The 14,617-nt window shown below is 65.3% G+C and carries 17 protein-coding genes and 1 tRNA gene; 7 read left to right on the forward strand and 11 right to left on the reverse strand.

The annotated features are described in order from the left end of the window. Window position 1 precedes the first annotated feature (1 nt). Genes GRI97_RS13865 through GRI97_RS13895 form a run of 7 tightly spaced genes read right to left on the reverse strand, consistent with a single transcriptional unit; the run spans window position 2 to window position 4,576 of the window. The gene (locus GRI97_RS13865) at window positions 2-577 is read right to left on the reverse strand and encodes a GNAT family N-acetyltransferase (RefSeq protein ID WP_161391815.1); all 576 of its coding nucleotides are present in this window, start codon (window positions 575-577) and stop codon (window positions 2-4) included. After that, the gene (locus GRI97_RS13870) at window positions 574-1,515 is read right to left on the reverse strand and encodes a bifunctional riboflavin kinase/FAD synthetase (protein ID WP_328598565.1); all 942 of its coding nucleotides are present in this window, start codon (window positions 1,513-1,515) and stop codon (window positions 574-576) included. The genes GRI97_RS13865 and GRI97_RS13870 overlap by 4 nt, the downstream gene beginning before the upstream one ends. Window positions 1,516-1,545: 30 nt before the next feature. Further along, window positions 1,546-2,031 carry a dihydrofolate reductase gene (locus GRI97_RS13875; RefSeq protein ID WP_161391816.1) on the reverse strand — a complete coding sequence of 162 codons (486 nt, stop codon included), beginning with the start codon at window positions 2,029-2,031 and terminating at the stop codon, window positions 1,546-1,548. 43 nt (window positions 2,032-2,074) lie between these two features. Further along, complete coding sequence (locus tag GRI97_RS13880) at window positions 2,075-3,133, reverse strand: 5-(carboxyamino)imidazole ribonucleotide synthase (RefSeq protein ID WP_161391817.1); 1,059 nt, start codon at window positions 3,131-3,133, stop codon at window positions 2,075-2,077. 15 nt (window positions 3,134-3,148) lie between these two features. Then, on the reverse strand, window positions 3,149-3,652 hold the full coding sequence (purE, locus tag GRI97_RS13885) for a 5-(carboxyamino)imidazole ribonucleotide mutase (protein ID WP_161391818.1): 504 nt from the start codon (window positions 3,650-3,652) through the stop codon (window positions 3,149-3,151). A 1-nt stretch (window position 3,653) separates the two neighbouring features. Further along, on the reverse strand, window positions 3,654-4,340 hold the full coding sequence (gpmA, locus tag GRI97_RS13890) for a 2,3-diphosphoglycerate-dependent phosphoglycerate mutase (RefSeq protein WP_161391819.1): 687 nt from the start codon (window positions 4,338-4,340) through the stop codon (window positions 3,654-3,656). 47 nt (window positions 4,341-4,387) lie between these two features. Next, on the reverse strand, window positions 4,388-4,576 hold the full coding sequence (locus tag GRI97_RS13895; RefSeq protein WP_161391820.1) for a hypothetical protein: 189 nt from the start codon (window positions 4,574-4,576) through the stop codon (window positions 4,388-4,390). Between the two features lie 87 nt (window positions 4,577-4,663). Here GRI97_RS13895 and GRI97_RS13900 point away from each other — a divergent pair. After that, window positions 4,664-4,738: transfer RNA gene (locus GRI97_RS13900), tRNA-Thr, on the forward strand. A gap of 82 nt (window positions 4,739-4,820) precedes the next feature. Here the strand turns inward: GRI97_RS13900 and GRI97_RS13905 are convergent. Continuing rightward, the gene (locus GRI97_RS13905) at window positions 4,821-5,030 is read right to left on the reverse strand and encodes an excalibur calcium-binding domain-containing protein (RefSeq protein WP_161391821.1); all 210 of its coding nucleotides are present in this window, start codon (window positions 5,028-5,030) and stop codon (window positions 4,821-4,823) included. A 203-nt stretch (window positions 5,031-5,233) separates the two neighbouring features. Here GRI97_RS13905 and GRI97_RS13910 point away from each other — a divergent pair, with 203 nt between their 5' ends. Both GRI97_RS13910 and GRI97_RS13915 read left to right on the forward strand, forming a co-directional pair. Then, window positions 5,234-5,698, forward strand: a complete 465-nt coding sequence (locus tag GRI97_RS13910; protein ID WP_161391822.1) for a PH domain-containing protein — start codon at window positions 5,234-5,236, stop codon at window positions 5,696-5,698. Beyond that, window positions 5,695-7,347 carry a PH domain-containing protein gene (locus tag GRI97_RS13915; protein ID WP_161391823.1) on the forward strand — a complete coding sequence of 551 codons (1,653 nt, stop codon included), beginning with the start codon at window positions 5,695-5,697 and terminating at the stop codon, window positions 7,345-7,347. Before GRI97_RS13910 ends, GRI97_RS13915 begins: the two co-directional genes overlap by 4 nt. A 66-nt stretch (window positions 7,348-7,413) precedes the next feature. Here GRI97_RS13915 and GRI97_RS13920 read toward each other — a convergent pair whose 3' ends face one another. Beyond that, window positions 7,414-7,842, reverse strand: coding sequence for a PRC-barrel domain-containing protein (locus GRI97_RS13920; RefSeq protein ID WP_161391824.1), 429 nt, complete (start codon window positions 7,840-7,842; stop codon window positions 7,414-7,416). 137 nt (window positions 7,843-7,979) lie between these two features. After that, window positions 7,980-8,336 carry a GNAT family N-acetyltransferase gene (locus GRI97_RS13925; RefSeq protein ID WP_328598566.1) on the reverse strand — a complete coding sequence of 119 codons (357 nt, stop codon included), beginning with the start codon at window positions 8,334-8,336 and terminating at the stop codon, window positions 7,980-7,982. Here GRI97_RS13925 and GRI97_RS13930 point away from each other — a divergent pair. Then, window positions 8,331-9,326, forward strand: a complete 996-nt coding sequence (locus GRI97_RS13930; protein ID WP_161391825.1) for a threonine aldolase family protein — start codon at window positions 8,331-8,333, stop codon at window positions 9,324-9,326. The two genes, GRI97_RS13925 and GRI97_RS13930, sit on opposite strands and share 6 nt — an antisense overlap. A 1-nt stretch (window position 9,327) precedes the next feature. Next, the gene (locus GRI97_RS13935; RefSeq protein WP_328598567.1) at window positions 9,328-10,293 is read left to right on the forward strand and encodes a DMT family transporter; all 966 of its coding nucleotides are present in this window, start codon (window positions 9,328-9,330) and stop codon (window positions 10,291-10,293) included. On the opposite strand, the gene GRI97_RS13940 is transcribed toward GRI97_RS13935, so the two are convergent. Next, window positions 10,245-11,045, reverse strand: a complete 801-nt coding sequence (locus tag GRI97_RS13940) for a Rossmann-fold NAD(P)-binding domain-containing protein (protein WP_161391827.1) — start codon at window positions 11,043-11,045, stop codon at window positions 10,245-10,247. The genes GRI97_RS13935 and GRI97_RS13940 overlap by 49 nt on opposite strands. Before the next feature lie 48 nt (window positions 11,046-11,093). On the opposite strand from GRI97_RS13940, the gene pepN reads away from it, so the two are divergent. Together pepN and pgeF are read left to right on the forward strand one after the other, a co-directional pair. Further along, window positions 11,094-13,724, forward strand: coding sequence for an aminopeptidase N (gene pepN, locus GRI97_RS13945; protein WP_161392194.1), 2,631 nt, complete (start codon window positions 11,094-11,096; stop codon window positions 13,722-13,724). After that, complete coding sequence (pgeF, locus tag GRI97_RS13950; protein WP_161391828.1) at window positions 13,717-14,487, forward strand: peptidoglycan editing factor PgeF; 771 nt, start codon at window positions 13,717-13,719, stop codon at window positions 14,485-14,487. Before pepN ends, pgeF begins: the two co-directional genes overlap by 8 nt. The last annotated feature ends 130 nt before the right edge of the window (window positions 14,488-14,617 follow it).

The following is a 14,617-nucleotide window of genomic DNA, read 5'->3' on the forward strand; positions in this document are numbered from 1 at the left end:
CTTAAGCGGTTTCGCCCCGCGCGGCAACATGGCGCTGATAGGGGGCGCTGGCGATAAAGCGATCCCAGCGCGTTTCCCACACCCCGACATCGCCGCCCCAGGGCGGTTCCCAGTCGCGCACATGCTCGCTGCCCAGCGATCGGGCCAGGCCTTCGCTGCCCGCATTGCCCTTCAAAATGCAATGGATCACGCTGTCGCGGCCCAGCACCTCATGGCACCAGATCAGCGCGGCGGTCGCGCCTTCCGCGCCATAGCCGCGCTGGTGAAACTGCGGAAAAATCGCCCAGCCCACTTCGAAACCCGGCCAGCCCGGCGGGTTGAACGGGCCCAGCCGGCCGATCGGCGCGCCCGTTTCCTTCAGCGTCACCACCCAATTGCCGAATCCTTCCAGCGACCAGCTGCCATTGACCATGGCCAGATTGCGCCAGGCTTCCACCTCGGTCAGCGCGCGCCCCTCGCGGGTGATGGTGCGGGCAAATTCATCCTGCGCCATGGCCGCAATAAAGGGCTCGCGATCCGACGGCTGAAACCCGCGCAGCCGCAGCCGGGCGGTCTCGATCACCGGAACATCGGTCACGCGGCAACGCCCTTGGCCAGGATCGCCCGCGCATCGTCGCAATCGCGTGCCATCTGGGCGATCAGCGCGTCCATATCGGTGAACTTCGCCTCTGGCCGCAGGAAATGGATCAGTTCCACCTCGATCTCCTGACCATAAAGATCACCCGAAAAATCGAAGAAATAGGGTTCCAGCAATTCCTTGGGCGGGTCGAAACTGGGGCGGATGCCCAGATTGGCGGCCCCGGCCAGCCGCTGCCCACTGGCCAGCACGCGCCCGGTCACCGCATAAATGCCATAACGCGGCCGCAGATAGGGGCCCATGTCCAGATTGGCGGTGGGGAAACCGATTTCCCGCCCGCGCTTGTCCCCATGCTGCACGCTGCCGCGAATGGCGAAGGGCCGGGTCAGCAGCCGCGTGGCGGCCTCGCATTCCCCCGCCTTCAGCGCATCGCGAATCGCGCTCGACGATACGATCATGCCGTCATCGCGCACGGCGCTGACCGCGCGCGCCGCCACGCCATGGGCAGGGCCTTCGCTGGCGAGCATGGCGATATTGCCGCCGCGCCCCTTGCCGAAGGTGAAATCCTCGCCCGTCACCACGCCGGCCGCGCCGATCCGGCGGGCCAGCAGATCGGCGATGAAATCCTGCGCTGTCATGGCTGCCAGCTCGGGGCCGAAATGGAACACCAGCATGGCATCGGCACCCGCTGCGGCAAACAGTTCGGCCCGCTGGTCCAGCGTGGTCAGGCGGAACGGCGGGCTGTCGGGCGCGAAATGGCGCACCGGATGCGGATCGAAGGTGGCGACGATGGCCGGGCGGCCTTCGCTGCGGGCCCAGGCCACCGCTTCGGCCACCACCTGCTGGTGCCCGCGATGAAACCCGTCGAAATTGCCCAGCGCCAGCACGGCGCCGCGCAGATGATCGGGAATCGAATGGCGATGGTCGAGCCGGATCACGCCCGTTTTCCGATCACGTCTTCGCCCCAGTCACTTCTTCAACAGCGTGACGAAGGCATAGGCCGGGTCCTTGCCCGCCGCCTGATGCTGCGTGCGCGCCACTTCGCGCCATTCGCGCGGATTGGGCGTGGCCATGCGGATTTCGCCGCCGGTGTTCTCGAAGATTTCGGTCAGTTCCAGCCGCGTGGCATGGGGCATGAACAGGGCGAAGATATCGGCCCCGCCGATCACCGCGATATCGCCATCGCCGCAAACCTGCAGCGCCTCTTCCACCGAATACACCACCTCGGCGCCGGGGGCGGACCAGCTGCGGTCGCGCGTCAGCACCACATGCCGCCGTCCGGGCAGCAGGCCCGGCAGGCTGTCGAATGTCTTGCGGCCCATCACCATCGGCTTGCCCATGGAAATGCGCTTGAACCGCTGCAGGTCCGCCCGGATCTTCCACGGCACATCGTCCTTGTCGCCAATCGTGCCGTCCAGCGCGCGGGCGACGATGTAGATAATTTCGCGTGCCATCATCGCGTTCCTGTCATTTTTGGCCCTGTCATTCTTGGCCTGATCATTCGCCGATCCGGGTCACATGCCCCATCTTGCGCCCTTCGCGGGCCTCGGCCTTGCCATAGAGATGCAGATGATTGGCCGGATCGGAAAGGATTTCCGCCGCATTCAGCCCGCTTTCGCCCACCAGATTGCGCATCACCACATTGGCCGAAACCGAACGGGTTTCGCCCAGCGGCATGCCGCAGATCGCGCGGACATGGTTTTCGAACTGGCCGATCACCGCGCCTTCGGTGGTCCAGTGCCCCGAATTGTGCACCCGGGGGGCCATTTCATTGAACACCGGGCCATCCTCGGTGGCGAAGAATTCCAGCGTCAGCACGCCGACATAATCCAGCGCATCGGCCACCCGGCGGGCCAGCGCGCGCGCAGCCTCCACCTGTTCGCGCACGATCGGCGCGGCGGGCAGGAAGGACAGCGCCAGAATGCCATGCTCATGCACATTCTGGGTGCTGTCCCAGAACCGCACCTCGCCATCGCGGCCGCGCACCAGGATCACGGAAAACTCGGCGCCGAACCGCACCAGCCCTTCATAAATCAGCCCGACCGGCGGCACGCTCAGCGTGGCGGCGTCATCGGCACTGGCGATGCGCCACTGCCCCTTGCCGTCATAGCCATCGCGCCGGGTCTTCAGAATGCCGGGCGCGCCGATCGCGGCGATGGCGGCGGCCAGATCCTCATCCGTATCGACCGGGGCGAAGGGGGCGGGGGTGCCGCCCAGTTCCACCACGAAATTCTTCTCGTTCAGCCGGTCCTGCGCCACTTCCAGCGCGCGGGCGCCGGGCGCCAGCTTTTCGGACGGGATCGGCTGCAGCGCGGCCACCGGCACGTTTTCGAATTCATAGGTCACCACATCGCAGGATGCGGCGAAGGCCCCCATGGCGGCCTGATCGTCCCAGGCCGCGCGGGTGAACTGCGCGCTCACCTCTGCGGCAACGCTCTCGGCCTCGGGCGCATAGATATGGCACCGGTAACCCAGCTGGGCGGCCGTCATGGCGATCATTCGCCCCAGCTGGCCGCCGCCCAGGATGCCGATGGTGGAACCGGGTGTAATACGCATGGGGTCAGTCCCGCCTTATTCGTCGACCGGGGTTTCGGCCACGGCATCGCGCCGCGCGGCGCGCCAGGCCTGCAGCCGGGCCGACAGCGCCGGGTCTTCCAGCGCCAGGATCGATGCCGCGAACAGCCCGGCATTGGTCGCCCCGGCTTCGCCGATCGCCAGCGTGCCGGTCGGCACGCCCGCGGGCATCTGCACGATGGACAGCAGGCTATCCATGCCGGAAAGCGCCTTGGACTGCACCGGTACGCCCAGCACGGGCAGATGGGTCAGCGCGGAAATCATCCCCGGCAGATGCGCGGCACCGCCGGCCCCGGCGATGATCACCTTGGTGCCTTCGCCTTCGGCAGACCGGGCAAAATCATACATCCGGTCGGGCGTGCGATGGGCGGACACGATGCGCGCGACATGCGTCACGCCCAGATCGTCCAGCACTTCGGCGGCGCGGCGCATGGTCGGCCAGTCGGACTGGCTGCCCATCACGATAGCTACAGGCGGGGAATTGGCGGCCGTATCGGCCATATCAGCGATCCTTCAGGTAATGGCGGGCGCCCGGCTGCATCTGATCGTCGAAATCATAGACGATCGGCTGGCCGGTCGGGATTTCCAGCTCGGTGATGTCATCGTCGGAAATGTCCGACAGATGCTTGACCAGCGCGCGCAGCGAATTGCCATGCGCGGAAATGATCACATTTTTCCCGCTCGCCAGCACCGGCAGGATGATCGCTTCCCAATAAGGCAGCACGCGATCGATCGTCAGCTTCAGGCTTTCGGTGTCGGGAATCGGAATGCCAGCATAACGCGCATCGGCAGCCAGATCGAATTCACCGCCTGCGGCCAGCGGCGGCGGCGGGGTGTCGAAACTGCGGCGCCAGACCTTCACCTGATCATCGCCATGCAGCGCGGCGGTCTCCGCCTTGTCCAGCCCGGTCAGCCCGCCATAATGGCGCTCGTTCAGGCGCCAGTCCTTGGTTTCGGGAATCCACAGCCGGCCGCATCCTTCCAGCGCATAATGCAGCGTACGGATCGCGCGGGTCTGCAGCGATGTGAAGGCGACATCGGGCAGCATGTTCTTGTCTGCCAGCAGGGTGCCGGCGGCCTTGGCTTCGGCCACGCCTTTGTCGGTCAGGTCGACATCCCACCAGCCGGTGAAACGGTTTTCCAGATTCCACTGGCTCTGGCCGTGGCGGACGAGAATCAGGCTGGGCACAAATATCGCTCCTGCACAGGCTGCCACGCAGCCGGGAGCGCCACGCGCTAGCTGTCCCCATCCACTTTGGGAAGGGCGTTTCCGCCTGACGGGCCGGTGGAAGGCGCAGTTTCGGTCCCCGGCGAATCATCATCGGCTGCGATGGCGCGGGCCTGGCTTTTGCGGCGGCGCAGGTTCTCGCGCAGCTTGGCCGCCAGCCGTTCCTCTCGCGTGGGTTGCTTGGGGGTGTCACTCATGCCCATTCTCTTGCCGATATGCAGGTTCTGCTCAAGCGCCGCTTGACATCCCGCCATCACGCGACAATAGGGCGCGTCTGTTTCGGAGCTGCTGTAGCTCAGTGGTAGAGCGCACCCTTGGTAAGGGTGAGGTCGGGAGTTCAATCCTCCCTAGCAGCACCATTCCAACCCGCAGATTTCTGCGAGTCTGGTGCGGTTCCGAAACTTTCTGGCGAACGCTGGGTAGAATGTGCCGGCAGATGGCTCAGCTCTGCGGCTCGCACGCAATCCCGTCTCCATCCCCATCCATGTTTTCTTGATATCCAGGCTCGCCGATGTAGATTGGCGCTGTGCCGGCCGCGCGCGCGGCGTTGCAGCCTGACCAATAGTCACCAGCCTGCGGTTCTCTTGCCCGCATGATGCCCAGCCACACGGCGGCGGACTTCGCTGTTGCGGTCACATCGTGCTGGACCATGGTGACGCTCCCGATCCCGACGACTGTACCAAACAGGGCTGCCCCACCTAGGTAGGCGATAACCGTGCGCGATTGGATGGGCTGGGTGTTCGACCTCATCGCAATGCAATAGCCGCACGAGGTAAACGGGGCGTTGAGGCCCGGCATGCCCACCGCCGGCGGTTTCGCTTGCGGCCTGGCGCCCCTGTCGCCATCCCCTTCCCATGGACGATGATGGCCTGATCCCGCTGCACCCCGACTATATAAAGGTCCTGCGAATCGCGGCACTGCGCCGCACGCTGATCCTGCTGGTCGCGGCCACGCTGATCGAAATCTTCGCCTCCTTCCCCCTGGGCATCGCCATCGTGCCGGCCCTCCTGCTGGCGGGCTGGTGGATCTTCCTCGCCCCCGGCCGCCGTTATCGCGTGGCCGGCTATCGCGTCGATGGCGAATGGCTGCGCGTGGTGCAGGGGCTCTGGCGCCGCACCGACACCTTGGTGCCTTTCATCCGGGTGCAGCATATCGATGTCGATCAGGGCGTGGCCGAACGCCGCTACGGCCTGGCCACGTTGGTGCTGCACACCGCCGGGGTGGTCGACAGCGTGGTCGGTCTGCCGGGCCTGCCCCATGCCGATGCCCTGGCGATTCGCGATGCGATCCGCGCCCGAATCGGGCGGGAACATGCATGAGCCAATCGGAAGCACCCCCGGCCGACTGGCGCAGGGCCAGCCCGCTGGGAATACTGGTCTATGGCCTGCAAAGTGCCGGCAGCCTCATCGTACCCGTGCTCATCGCCCTGATGGCACGGCAGGGCGACGGAATGCTCGCGCTCCTCGCCATGCCTGTGGTCATCGCCGTGCTCAGCGCCCCCTTCGCCGTGCTGCGCTGGCTCCGCTACCGCTATTGGATCGATGATGAATCCGTCATGGTCCAGCAGGGCGTGCTGTCCCGCAAACTCCGCTCCGTTCCGCGCGATCGGATAGAGGATGTCCGCATCGAACAGGCGCTGCTTCCCCGGCTGATCGGGCTGGCGGCCGTGCGGATCGAAACCGGTGGCGGCGGCGCGGACGAGATTGCCATCACCTATGTCCGGCTGGCCGATGCGGAGGCGCTGCGCGCACGGCTGCGTGCGTACGCCACGCGCGTTCATGCGCAGGCAGGGCGCGCTCCTGCGCAGGCAGGGCGTGGGCAGGGCGTGGTCGATCCGCCCCTTTCGGCACAGGATGATGAGGGGCAGCTCCTGTTCGCCATGAACCCGGGCCGTGTGATGCTGTCGGGCCTGTTTGAATTCTCGCTGTTCTTCTTCGTCGCGCTGCTGGCCCTGATCACCCAGTTCCGCGATCTGCTGCCCTTCGATCCGTGGGACTGGATGTTCTGGCGCGATCTGCTGGCGGGTCAGGCCGGCTGGCTCACGGGACTTGGGGTGGTGTCGCAAGTGCTTGTAATACTTGCGCTGCTATCCGGTCTGGTGGTGCTGGGCCTGATGGCCGGGGTCATCATGATGGTGCTGCGCAACTGGGGCTTCCGGTTGGACCAGACCCCACGCGGCCTGCGCTATCGGCGCGGCCTGCTCAAACGCGTCGATGTGGTGACCCCGCTGCATCAGATTCAGGCGGCTGCCGTCAGCACGGGCGCGATTCGCCGCCTGTTCGGCTGGCACAGCCTCACCCTCATTACCCAGTCATCGGAGAGCCAGCTCGACGAGCAACTGGCCGTTCCCTTCGGCCGGATGGCAGAAATCGCCCATGTCATGGCGGCGGTGGGATACAGTCTGCCGAATGATGAAATGGCATGGAAACAATGCGATCCACGCTATCCGCGTGACCAGGCCGCGCTCAGCATGGTCCGGGTTCTGCTGATCGGCGGTCTCTTGCTGGCGGTTCCCGCGCTGCTGAAACTGCTCGCCGGGGGGCTGGGCCTGACGGCCAGATGGCAGGATGTGCAGGCAGACTGGTACGGCTTGATCGAATGGACTCCGCCAGTGCTGGCGGTTCTGCTGCTGATGCGGGCCATTCCCCGGATTGCCGACACTCTGATGATGCACCGGACCAATTTGCATTTCTTGGGAAATCAACAGCTTGTTGTCCGGACTGGTTGGTTGGCTCCGGGATTTACCCTCATGAGCCGAACCCGGCTGCATGCCATGTCGGTGGCGCAGACGGCGCTCGCCCGGCATCGCTGCTATGCCAATCTGCTGCTGGATGGAGCTGGAACGGCCACCGGGATCATGGGCATGCCCAAAAACGGAGCCTGGGATTTGCGGGCAGAATTGCTGCCCGATGTGCTGGCCCATGATTTCGCCAGCCTGGCGCGAAAAACCCGCCCAATTCAAAATTAAGGCTGCGCCGGGCAGGCGGTGCAAACCTGCCCGGCGCAGCCGCCCGGGTCTCCCCGAGATCGTCAATCAGTACATGATGCCGTAGTATCCGAAGACATTCTGGCCATAGGCAGCATCATAAAGCGGCCGTTCCTGGGAAGCATAAGCCGGCGCGTCGCGCAGCTTTTCCTTATCGATATGAACGACATAGCCACCGCGCTCGGTGTCATAATCCAGCGCATCCCACGGCAGCGGGTGGTAGCTTTCACCAATCCCGAGGAAACCGCCGAAGCTCATCACCGCATACTCCACGCGGCCTGATCTTTTGCCGATCATCAGATGGTTGATGCTGCCGATCCGTTCGCCGTCCGTGGCGTAAACGGGCGTGCCTTCGACACGGTCGGAACTGATCAGATTGTGGGTTTCGTCGCGTTCCAGCGGTCGGCTATGCTGAAATTCGCGGCGACGGTCGAGTTCGGCCTCTGAATAGGCCGGATTTCCGGTTGCATGGTTCATGGCTGCCTCTTCCATTTCTTGCTGGATCAGGCCTCCCCCGATTTGGGATCGTGACCTGATACTGGACCAATGGATTGTTGAGGCAGGTGTTCCGAAATTTGAATCGGTTCACCCGGCAGAGCCAACCATCCGTCCCATCACTCCTTGGCCAAAAGATCGGCCCATTCCGGATGCCGCCGGAACGCCACGGCGACATAGCTGCACTGCGGAACCACGGTAAAACCCTGCTCCCGCGCGTCGGCCACCAGCGCTTCCACCAACTGTGCGGCAATGCCGGTTCCGCGCGCTTCGGGGGGCACGAATGTATGATCCGCCACCCGGACATTGCCATCCGCGCGCCAGGTCAATTCCGCCAATTTGGTCGATCCCGGCACCTCGGCGCGATAGGCGCCATGGCTGGTTTCATCGCTGCGGATAATCGTGATCGGATCGGGCATGGTCTGCGGCTCCTTCTTGCGTGCAACCCCCGGCTTGGCCATGGCGTTCCCATGCACTTCCTCTCGGACAATGCCGCCGCCGTCCACCCGCAAGTGTGGCGTGCGCTGCATGATGCAAATGCCGCCGACACCCCCTATGACACCGACCGGCTGAGCCGCGCGCTGGATGACAGCTTTTCCGCGCTGTTCGGGCGCGATGTGGCGGTGCTGTGGATGGCCACGGGCACGGCGGCCAATTGCTTGGCCCTGGCCAGCATGGTCGCGCCCCATGGCGCGGTGTTCTGCCATCACGAAGCGCATATCGAAAATGACGAAGGCGGCGCGCCGGGTTTCTTCACCCACGGCGCCAAGCTGGTGCTGGCGGGCGGGGCCGATGCGCGGCTGACGGCCGAGAGCGTCGCCGCGCGGCTGGATGCGATTCGCGACGATGTGCATCAGGTGCCGGTACAGGCGATTTCGCTGACCCAGGCGAGCGAGTTGGGCTGCTGCTACCGCCCCGATGATCTGGCCGCGATCGCGGAAATCGCCCGTGCCCGGTCGCTTCGCCTGCATATGGATGGCGCCCGCTTCGCCAATGCCGTCGCCTTCCTCGGCTGCACCCCTGCAGAAGCCTGCGGGCCGGTCGATGCGCTGAGTTTTGGTTGCGTGAAGAATGGCGCGATGAATGCCGAAGCGGTGGTGTTCTTCGATCCAACCCTCGCCGATGTCGCCCGGCGCCAGCGCAAGCGGGCGGGGCAACTGCAATCCAAAGGCCGTTTTCTGGCGGCGCAGCTGCATGCCATGATCAGCGACGGGCTGTGGCTGGCCAATGCCCGCGCGGCCAATGCGGCGGCGGCGGAAATTGCCGGTGGTGCCGGCGCGCGCCTGCTGCATCCGGTTGAAGCGAACGAGATTTTCCTGCGCTGCACCGCTGACGAGCGCGCTGCGCTGCGGACACAGGGCTTCGGTTTCTATGATTGGGGGCCCGATGCCGCCCGCTTCGTCACCGCCTGGGACACGCGCGACGAACACGCGCTGGCGCTGGCGCGCGCCCTGCAGGCGCTGTGAGGTGACCAGCCAGACACGCAGCCCCTGGCGGCTGAATATCATCGGGCCATTCCTGCTGGTGGCGCTGATCTGGGGTTCGACCTGGTTCGTGATCAAGGATCAGCTGGGCGCGGTACCGCCCAGCTGGTCGGTCGCCTATCGCTTCGTCTTTGCGGCGGTCGGCATGTTCGTGCTGGCCGTCTGGCGCGGGCAGGGGCGCTGGGGCGGGCTGCATCTACCGTGGCAGGGGCAATTGCTGGCTTTATGCATCGGAGCGGCGCAATTCTCGTTCAATTTCAACTTCGTCTATCGCGCCGAAGTGCATCTGACATCGGGCATCGTGGCGGTGCTGTTCGGCCTGCTGATGCTGCCCAATGCGCTGCTGGCGCGGATCTTCCTGGGCCAGCCGATCACCCGCCGCTTCCTCATCGGAACGGCGATCGGCGTCGCCGGGATCGCCATGCTGCTGCTGCATGAAGCGATGGAGGCGCCGCCGCATGGCCAGGTGGCGCGGGGCATTTTCTACGTGGCGATCGGGATCTTCGGCGCCTCTGCCGCCAATGTGCTGCAGGCCAGCGATACCGCCCGGCGCACGCCGATGCTTACCCTGCTGGCCTGGGCCATGGCCTGGGGCGCGCTCATAGATGTCATCTTCGCCTGGGCCACCGCCGGGCCGCCGGCATTCCCCGAATCGCCGCGCTATTGGGGCGGGGTGCTCTATCTCGGGCTGATCGGTTCGGTGGTCACCTTCCCGCTCTATTTCGGGCTGATCCGCGAACTCGGCGCCGGGCGTGCGGCCTACAATGGCGTGCTGGTGCCGGTGGTCGCGATGGTGCTGTCGACCCTGTTCGAAGGCTATCGCTGGTCCGCGCTGGCGGCAGGCGGGGCGGTGCTGGCGATTGCCGGCCTGCTGGTGGCGCTGCGCGGCCGGACCGCGCCTCAACCGGCGGCAGAGGCGGAAAGCACGGCCCGCAACCCCGCGCGATAATTGGCGTGGCGCGGCTGCCAGCCCATCACGCGGCGGGCCTTGCCATTGGAAATGCGGCGATTTTCGCCATAGAAAGCGCGTGCCGCCGGCGATAATCCGGCCTGATCCAGCGATTGCAGTTCCGGCAGCGGCAGGCCCAGCAGGCGGCAAGCTTCGGCGATGACATCGTTCTGGCTGGCGGGCAGATCATCCGCCAGATTGTAGGCGCTGGCCGGTGCGTCGAAACCGGCGATCACCCCGCTGGCGATATCGTCCACATGCACGCGGCTGAAAATCTGCCCGGGCAGATCGATTCGATGCGCGCGGCCCTGCGTCACCCGGTCCAGTGCCGAACGGCCCGGCCCATAAATCCCCGGCAGGCGAAACACCCTGGCGCCCAGATCCAGCCAGGCGGCATCGGCCTGCGCGCGCAGGCTGCGCCGGCCGGTACCGATCGGGGCGGTTTCATCGACCCAGGCCCCGCCGGTGTCGCCATAGACCCCGGTGGACGACAGATAGCCGATCCATTTGCCCGATCCGGCCAGCATCGCGCCATAGCGTTCCAGCACCGGATCCTGCCCCGCTTCGGCGTCGGGCGGCACGGACGACAGCACATGGGTGGCCGTGGCGATGGCGGCCTGTACGGCATCGTCGTCGTCGAAGGGGACATCGCCCGCGCTGCCGGTCGCGCTGGTTTTCCAGCCCCGCGCCTCTATCGCCAGCTTGACGGCTTGCGCGCTATAGCCGAGTCCGAAAATGAACAAATGCGCCATCCGGTTGTTGTAGCGGCAATTGCCCCGGCGCAAACCCCGGAACGGACCATGGACGCAGCACGCACAGTTTCAGCCCCCGAAAACGCCACCAAGCCGGCCGATCCGCCGATCATTCGCCGGGAAGACTACCGGCCGTTCGACTGGGCCGTGCCGGAGGTCGCGCTGGATTTCACCCTGGGGCTGCAGGCAACGCAGGTGCGCGCCAGGCTGAGCCTGCGGCGGAACGAAGGCGTGACTGCAGACCGTATTCGACTGAATGGTGATGGACTGACCCCGGTGGCGGTGAAGGTGGACGGGGAAGCGTCCAACAGCTGGGCCATGGATGGCAGCGATCTGATCATCGCGCTAAACGGCGACATGCATGAGGTGGAAATCACCACCGCCATCAACCCGGCCGCGAACAGCCAGCTGATGGGGCTCTATGCCTCCAACGGCATGCTCTGCACCCAGTGCGAGGCGGAAGGGTTCCGGCGGATCACCTTCTTCCCCGACCGGCCCGATGTGCTGTCCACCTATCGCGTGCACATGTCAGGCGACAAGACGCAGTTCCCGGTGTTGCTGTCCAATGGCAATTGCACCGCCAAAGGCGAAGCCGCCGATGGTACACATTGGGCAGAATGGCACGATCCCTGGCCCAAGCCGGCCTACCTCTTCGCGCTGGTCGCAGGTGAACTGGTAGCCCGGCACGACCAGTTCACCACCATGAACGACCGCGTGGTCGATCTAGGGATCTGGGTCCGTCCGGGCGATCTCGACCGCACTGAACATGCGATGGAATCGCTCAAGCGCAGCATGAAATGGGATGAGGACGCATTCGGCCGCGAATATGATCTCGACCTGTTCAACATCGTCGCGGTCAGCGATTTCAACATGGGGGCGATGGAAAACAAAGGTCTCAACGTCTTCAACACCAAATATGTGCTGGCCGATGCGGAAACCGCCACCGACGGCGACTACGACGCGATCGAGGGGGTGATTGGCCACGAATATTTCCACAATTGGTCGGGCAATCGCATCACCTGCCGGGACTGGTTCCAGCTGAGCCTGAAGGAAGGCTTCACCGTGCTGCGTGACCAGCTGTTCAGCCAGGATATGGGCTCCGAACCGGTCAAGCGGATAGAAGATGTGCGCGTGCTGCGTTCGGCGCAGTTTCCGGAAGACAGCGGGCCGCTGGCCCATCCGATCCGGCCCGATGCCTATCGGGAAATTTCCAACTTCTACACCGCGACGGTTTATAACAAGGGGGCCGAAGTCATCCGCATGATGCGCAGCATCGTCGGCCCCGAACGGTTCCGCGCCGGTTGTGATCTCTATTTCGAACGCCACGATGGCGAAGCCGCCACGTGTGAGGATTTCGTCCGCGCGATCGAAGACGGGGCCAAGATCGATCTGACGCTGTTCCGCCGCTGGTACTCGCAGGCCGGCACGCCGAAAGTGACCGTGCGGCTGGAACAGGATGGCGATGCCGCCGTGCTGCATCTGGCGCAACAGGTGCCGGCAACGCCGGGTCAGCCGGACAAGCAGCCCATGCCGGTGCCGTTGCGGATCGCGCTGTTCGACCGCGCCAGCGGCACCCATGCCGGCGAACGGCTGATCGTGCTGGAAGACGGATCCGCCAGTTTCCGCTTCGAAGGTTTTGCAGAGCGGCCGATTCTCTCGCTCAATCGCGGTTTCACGGCGCCGGTTTCGATCGATCGCGACGTTGCGCGGGAAGATCTGGAATTCCTCGCCGCGCATGATGATGATCCCTTCGCCCGTTATGAAGCGATGCAGGATCTGGTGGTCGGCCATCTGACGGCGGCAGCCGATGGCCGGCTGGCAGAGGGCGATCGCCCCGGGCAGCGGGCGGCCATCGGCCGGGCGCTGGGCGGCGTTCTGGCCGATGCCGGCCTGGACGATCTGATGCGCGGGGAACTGATGATCCTGCCCAGCCAGACCTATCTGGCCGAACAGCTGGCAACATCCGATCCGGCGGCGATCCATGCCGAACGCGAAGGGCTCAAGGCCTGGCTTGGGCATGAACTGCAGGACGCGCTGCTGGCAATGCATGCCCGGGCCAGCGCCGTGCCCTTCAGCCTGGATGCAGAGGCGCGCGGCGCACGCAAGGTCAAGACCCAGGCGCTGGTCTATCTGGCTGCTGCGGCGCCGGACCGCGCGGCCGAACTGGCTGCCGAACAATATGATTCGGCGGACAATATGACCGACCGGCAGGGCGCTCTGATGGTGCTGACTGGCCTCGAAAGCCCGCATCGCACGCACAAGCTGATCGATTTCTACAACCGCTATCGCGACAATCCGCTCGTGATCGACAAATGGTTCGCGCTGCAGGCGCAGTCGCTCCACCCGCAGGCGATCGAACATGTAAAGGCCCTGGCGCTGCATCCGGATTTCACCCTGCGCAATCCGAATCGCGTCCGTTCGCTCTACATGGCCTTTGCCGCCAATCCGCATGCCTTCCACAAGCCCGATGGCGAAGGGTACCGACTGATCGCCGATCTGATATTGGCGCTGGACCCGATCAATCCGCAGACGGCGGCCCGCTTCGTGCCGCCTCTGGGCCGCTGGCGCCGGTTCGATGCCGCCCGCGCCGCGCTGATGCGCGGGGAACTGGAACGGGTGGCCGCCGCTGAAAAGCTGTCGCGCGATACCTTCGAACAGGTGGAACGCAGCCTTGGCTGAGGGTGCTGATCAACCTGTGGAGGTGATCCGCGCGTCGTTGCTGGCCGGGTTGCCGCATGGCTTCCTCGGCCGGCGGGGCGGCGTGTCGACGGGCGAAGCGGCCGGGCTGAATATCGGCCTGGGGGCAGAGGATGAACCGGCATCGGTGGCGGAAAACCGCCGCCGGGCCGTGGCGGCGGTGATGCCCGGCGCGCAGCTCGTTACCGTCTATCAGGTCCATTCACCCGATGCAGTGGTGGCACAGCCCGGCTGGCCGGATGCGGATCGTCCGCGCGCCGATGCGCTGGTTACCGATCGTCCCGGCCTGCTGCTGGGCGTCGTCACCGCCGATTGCGCGCCGGTGTTGCTGGCAGACCACAGTGCCGGGGTCGTCGGCGCGGCCCATGCCGGCTGGCGCGGGGCGTTTGGCGGCGTGGTCGAACAGACCGTGGCCGCAATGGAGCGGCTGGGTGCAAGGGCAGACAGGATCGTGGCGGCCATCGGCCCAGCGATCGCGCAGCCCAGCTATGAAGTCGATGATGGCTTCCGCGCGCAGTTCACCGCCGGGGACGGGCAGTTTTTCGCCCCTGGCCGCTCGGATCACTGGCAGTTCGACCTGGAATCCTATGTTGCGGCGCGGCTGACGAATTCCGGTGTCGGGCAGGTGGAAAAGCTCGGGCTCGATACCTATGTCGATCCCACGCGGTTCTTTTCCTATCGTCGCGCCACGCACCGGGCAGAGGCGACCTACGGGCGCCAGTTCTCCCTCATCGGGCTCGCCTGAAGGGGCGAATCCGTCACACTGCGGCAAAATCGCGCCAAAATGCCTGTTGGCATGTGGAACATGCTCGTCTATCAGCCCGGCCAAGTCGCCGCCCTCGGGGGCTCCTTTCGGCGTGCGACAGGTCGGTATT

This window comes from Croceibacterium xixiisoli (assembly GCF_009827305.1).
In the GTDB taxonomy this organism is placed as follows: Bacteria; Pseudomonadota; Alphaproteobacteria; order Sphingomonadales; family Sphingomonadaceae; genus Croceibacterium_C; species Croceibacterium_C xixiisoli.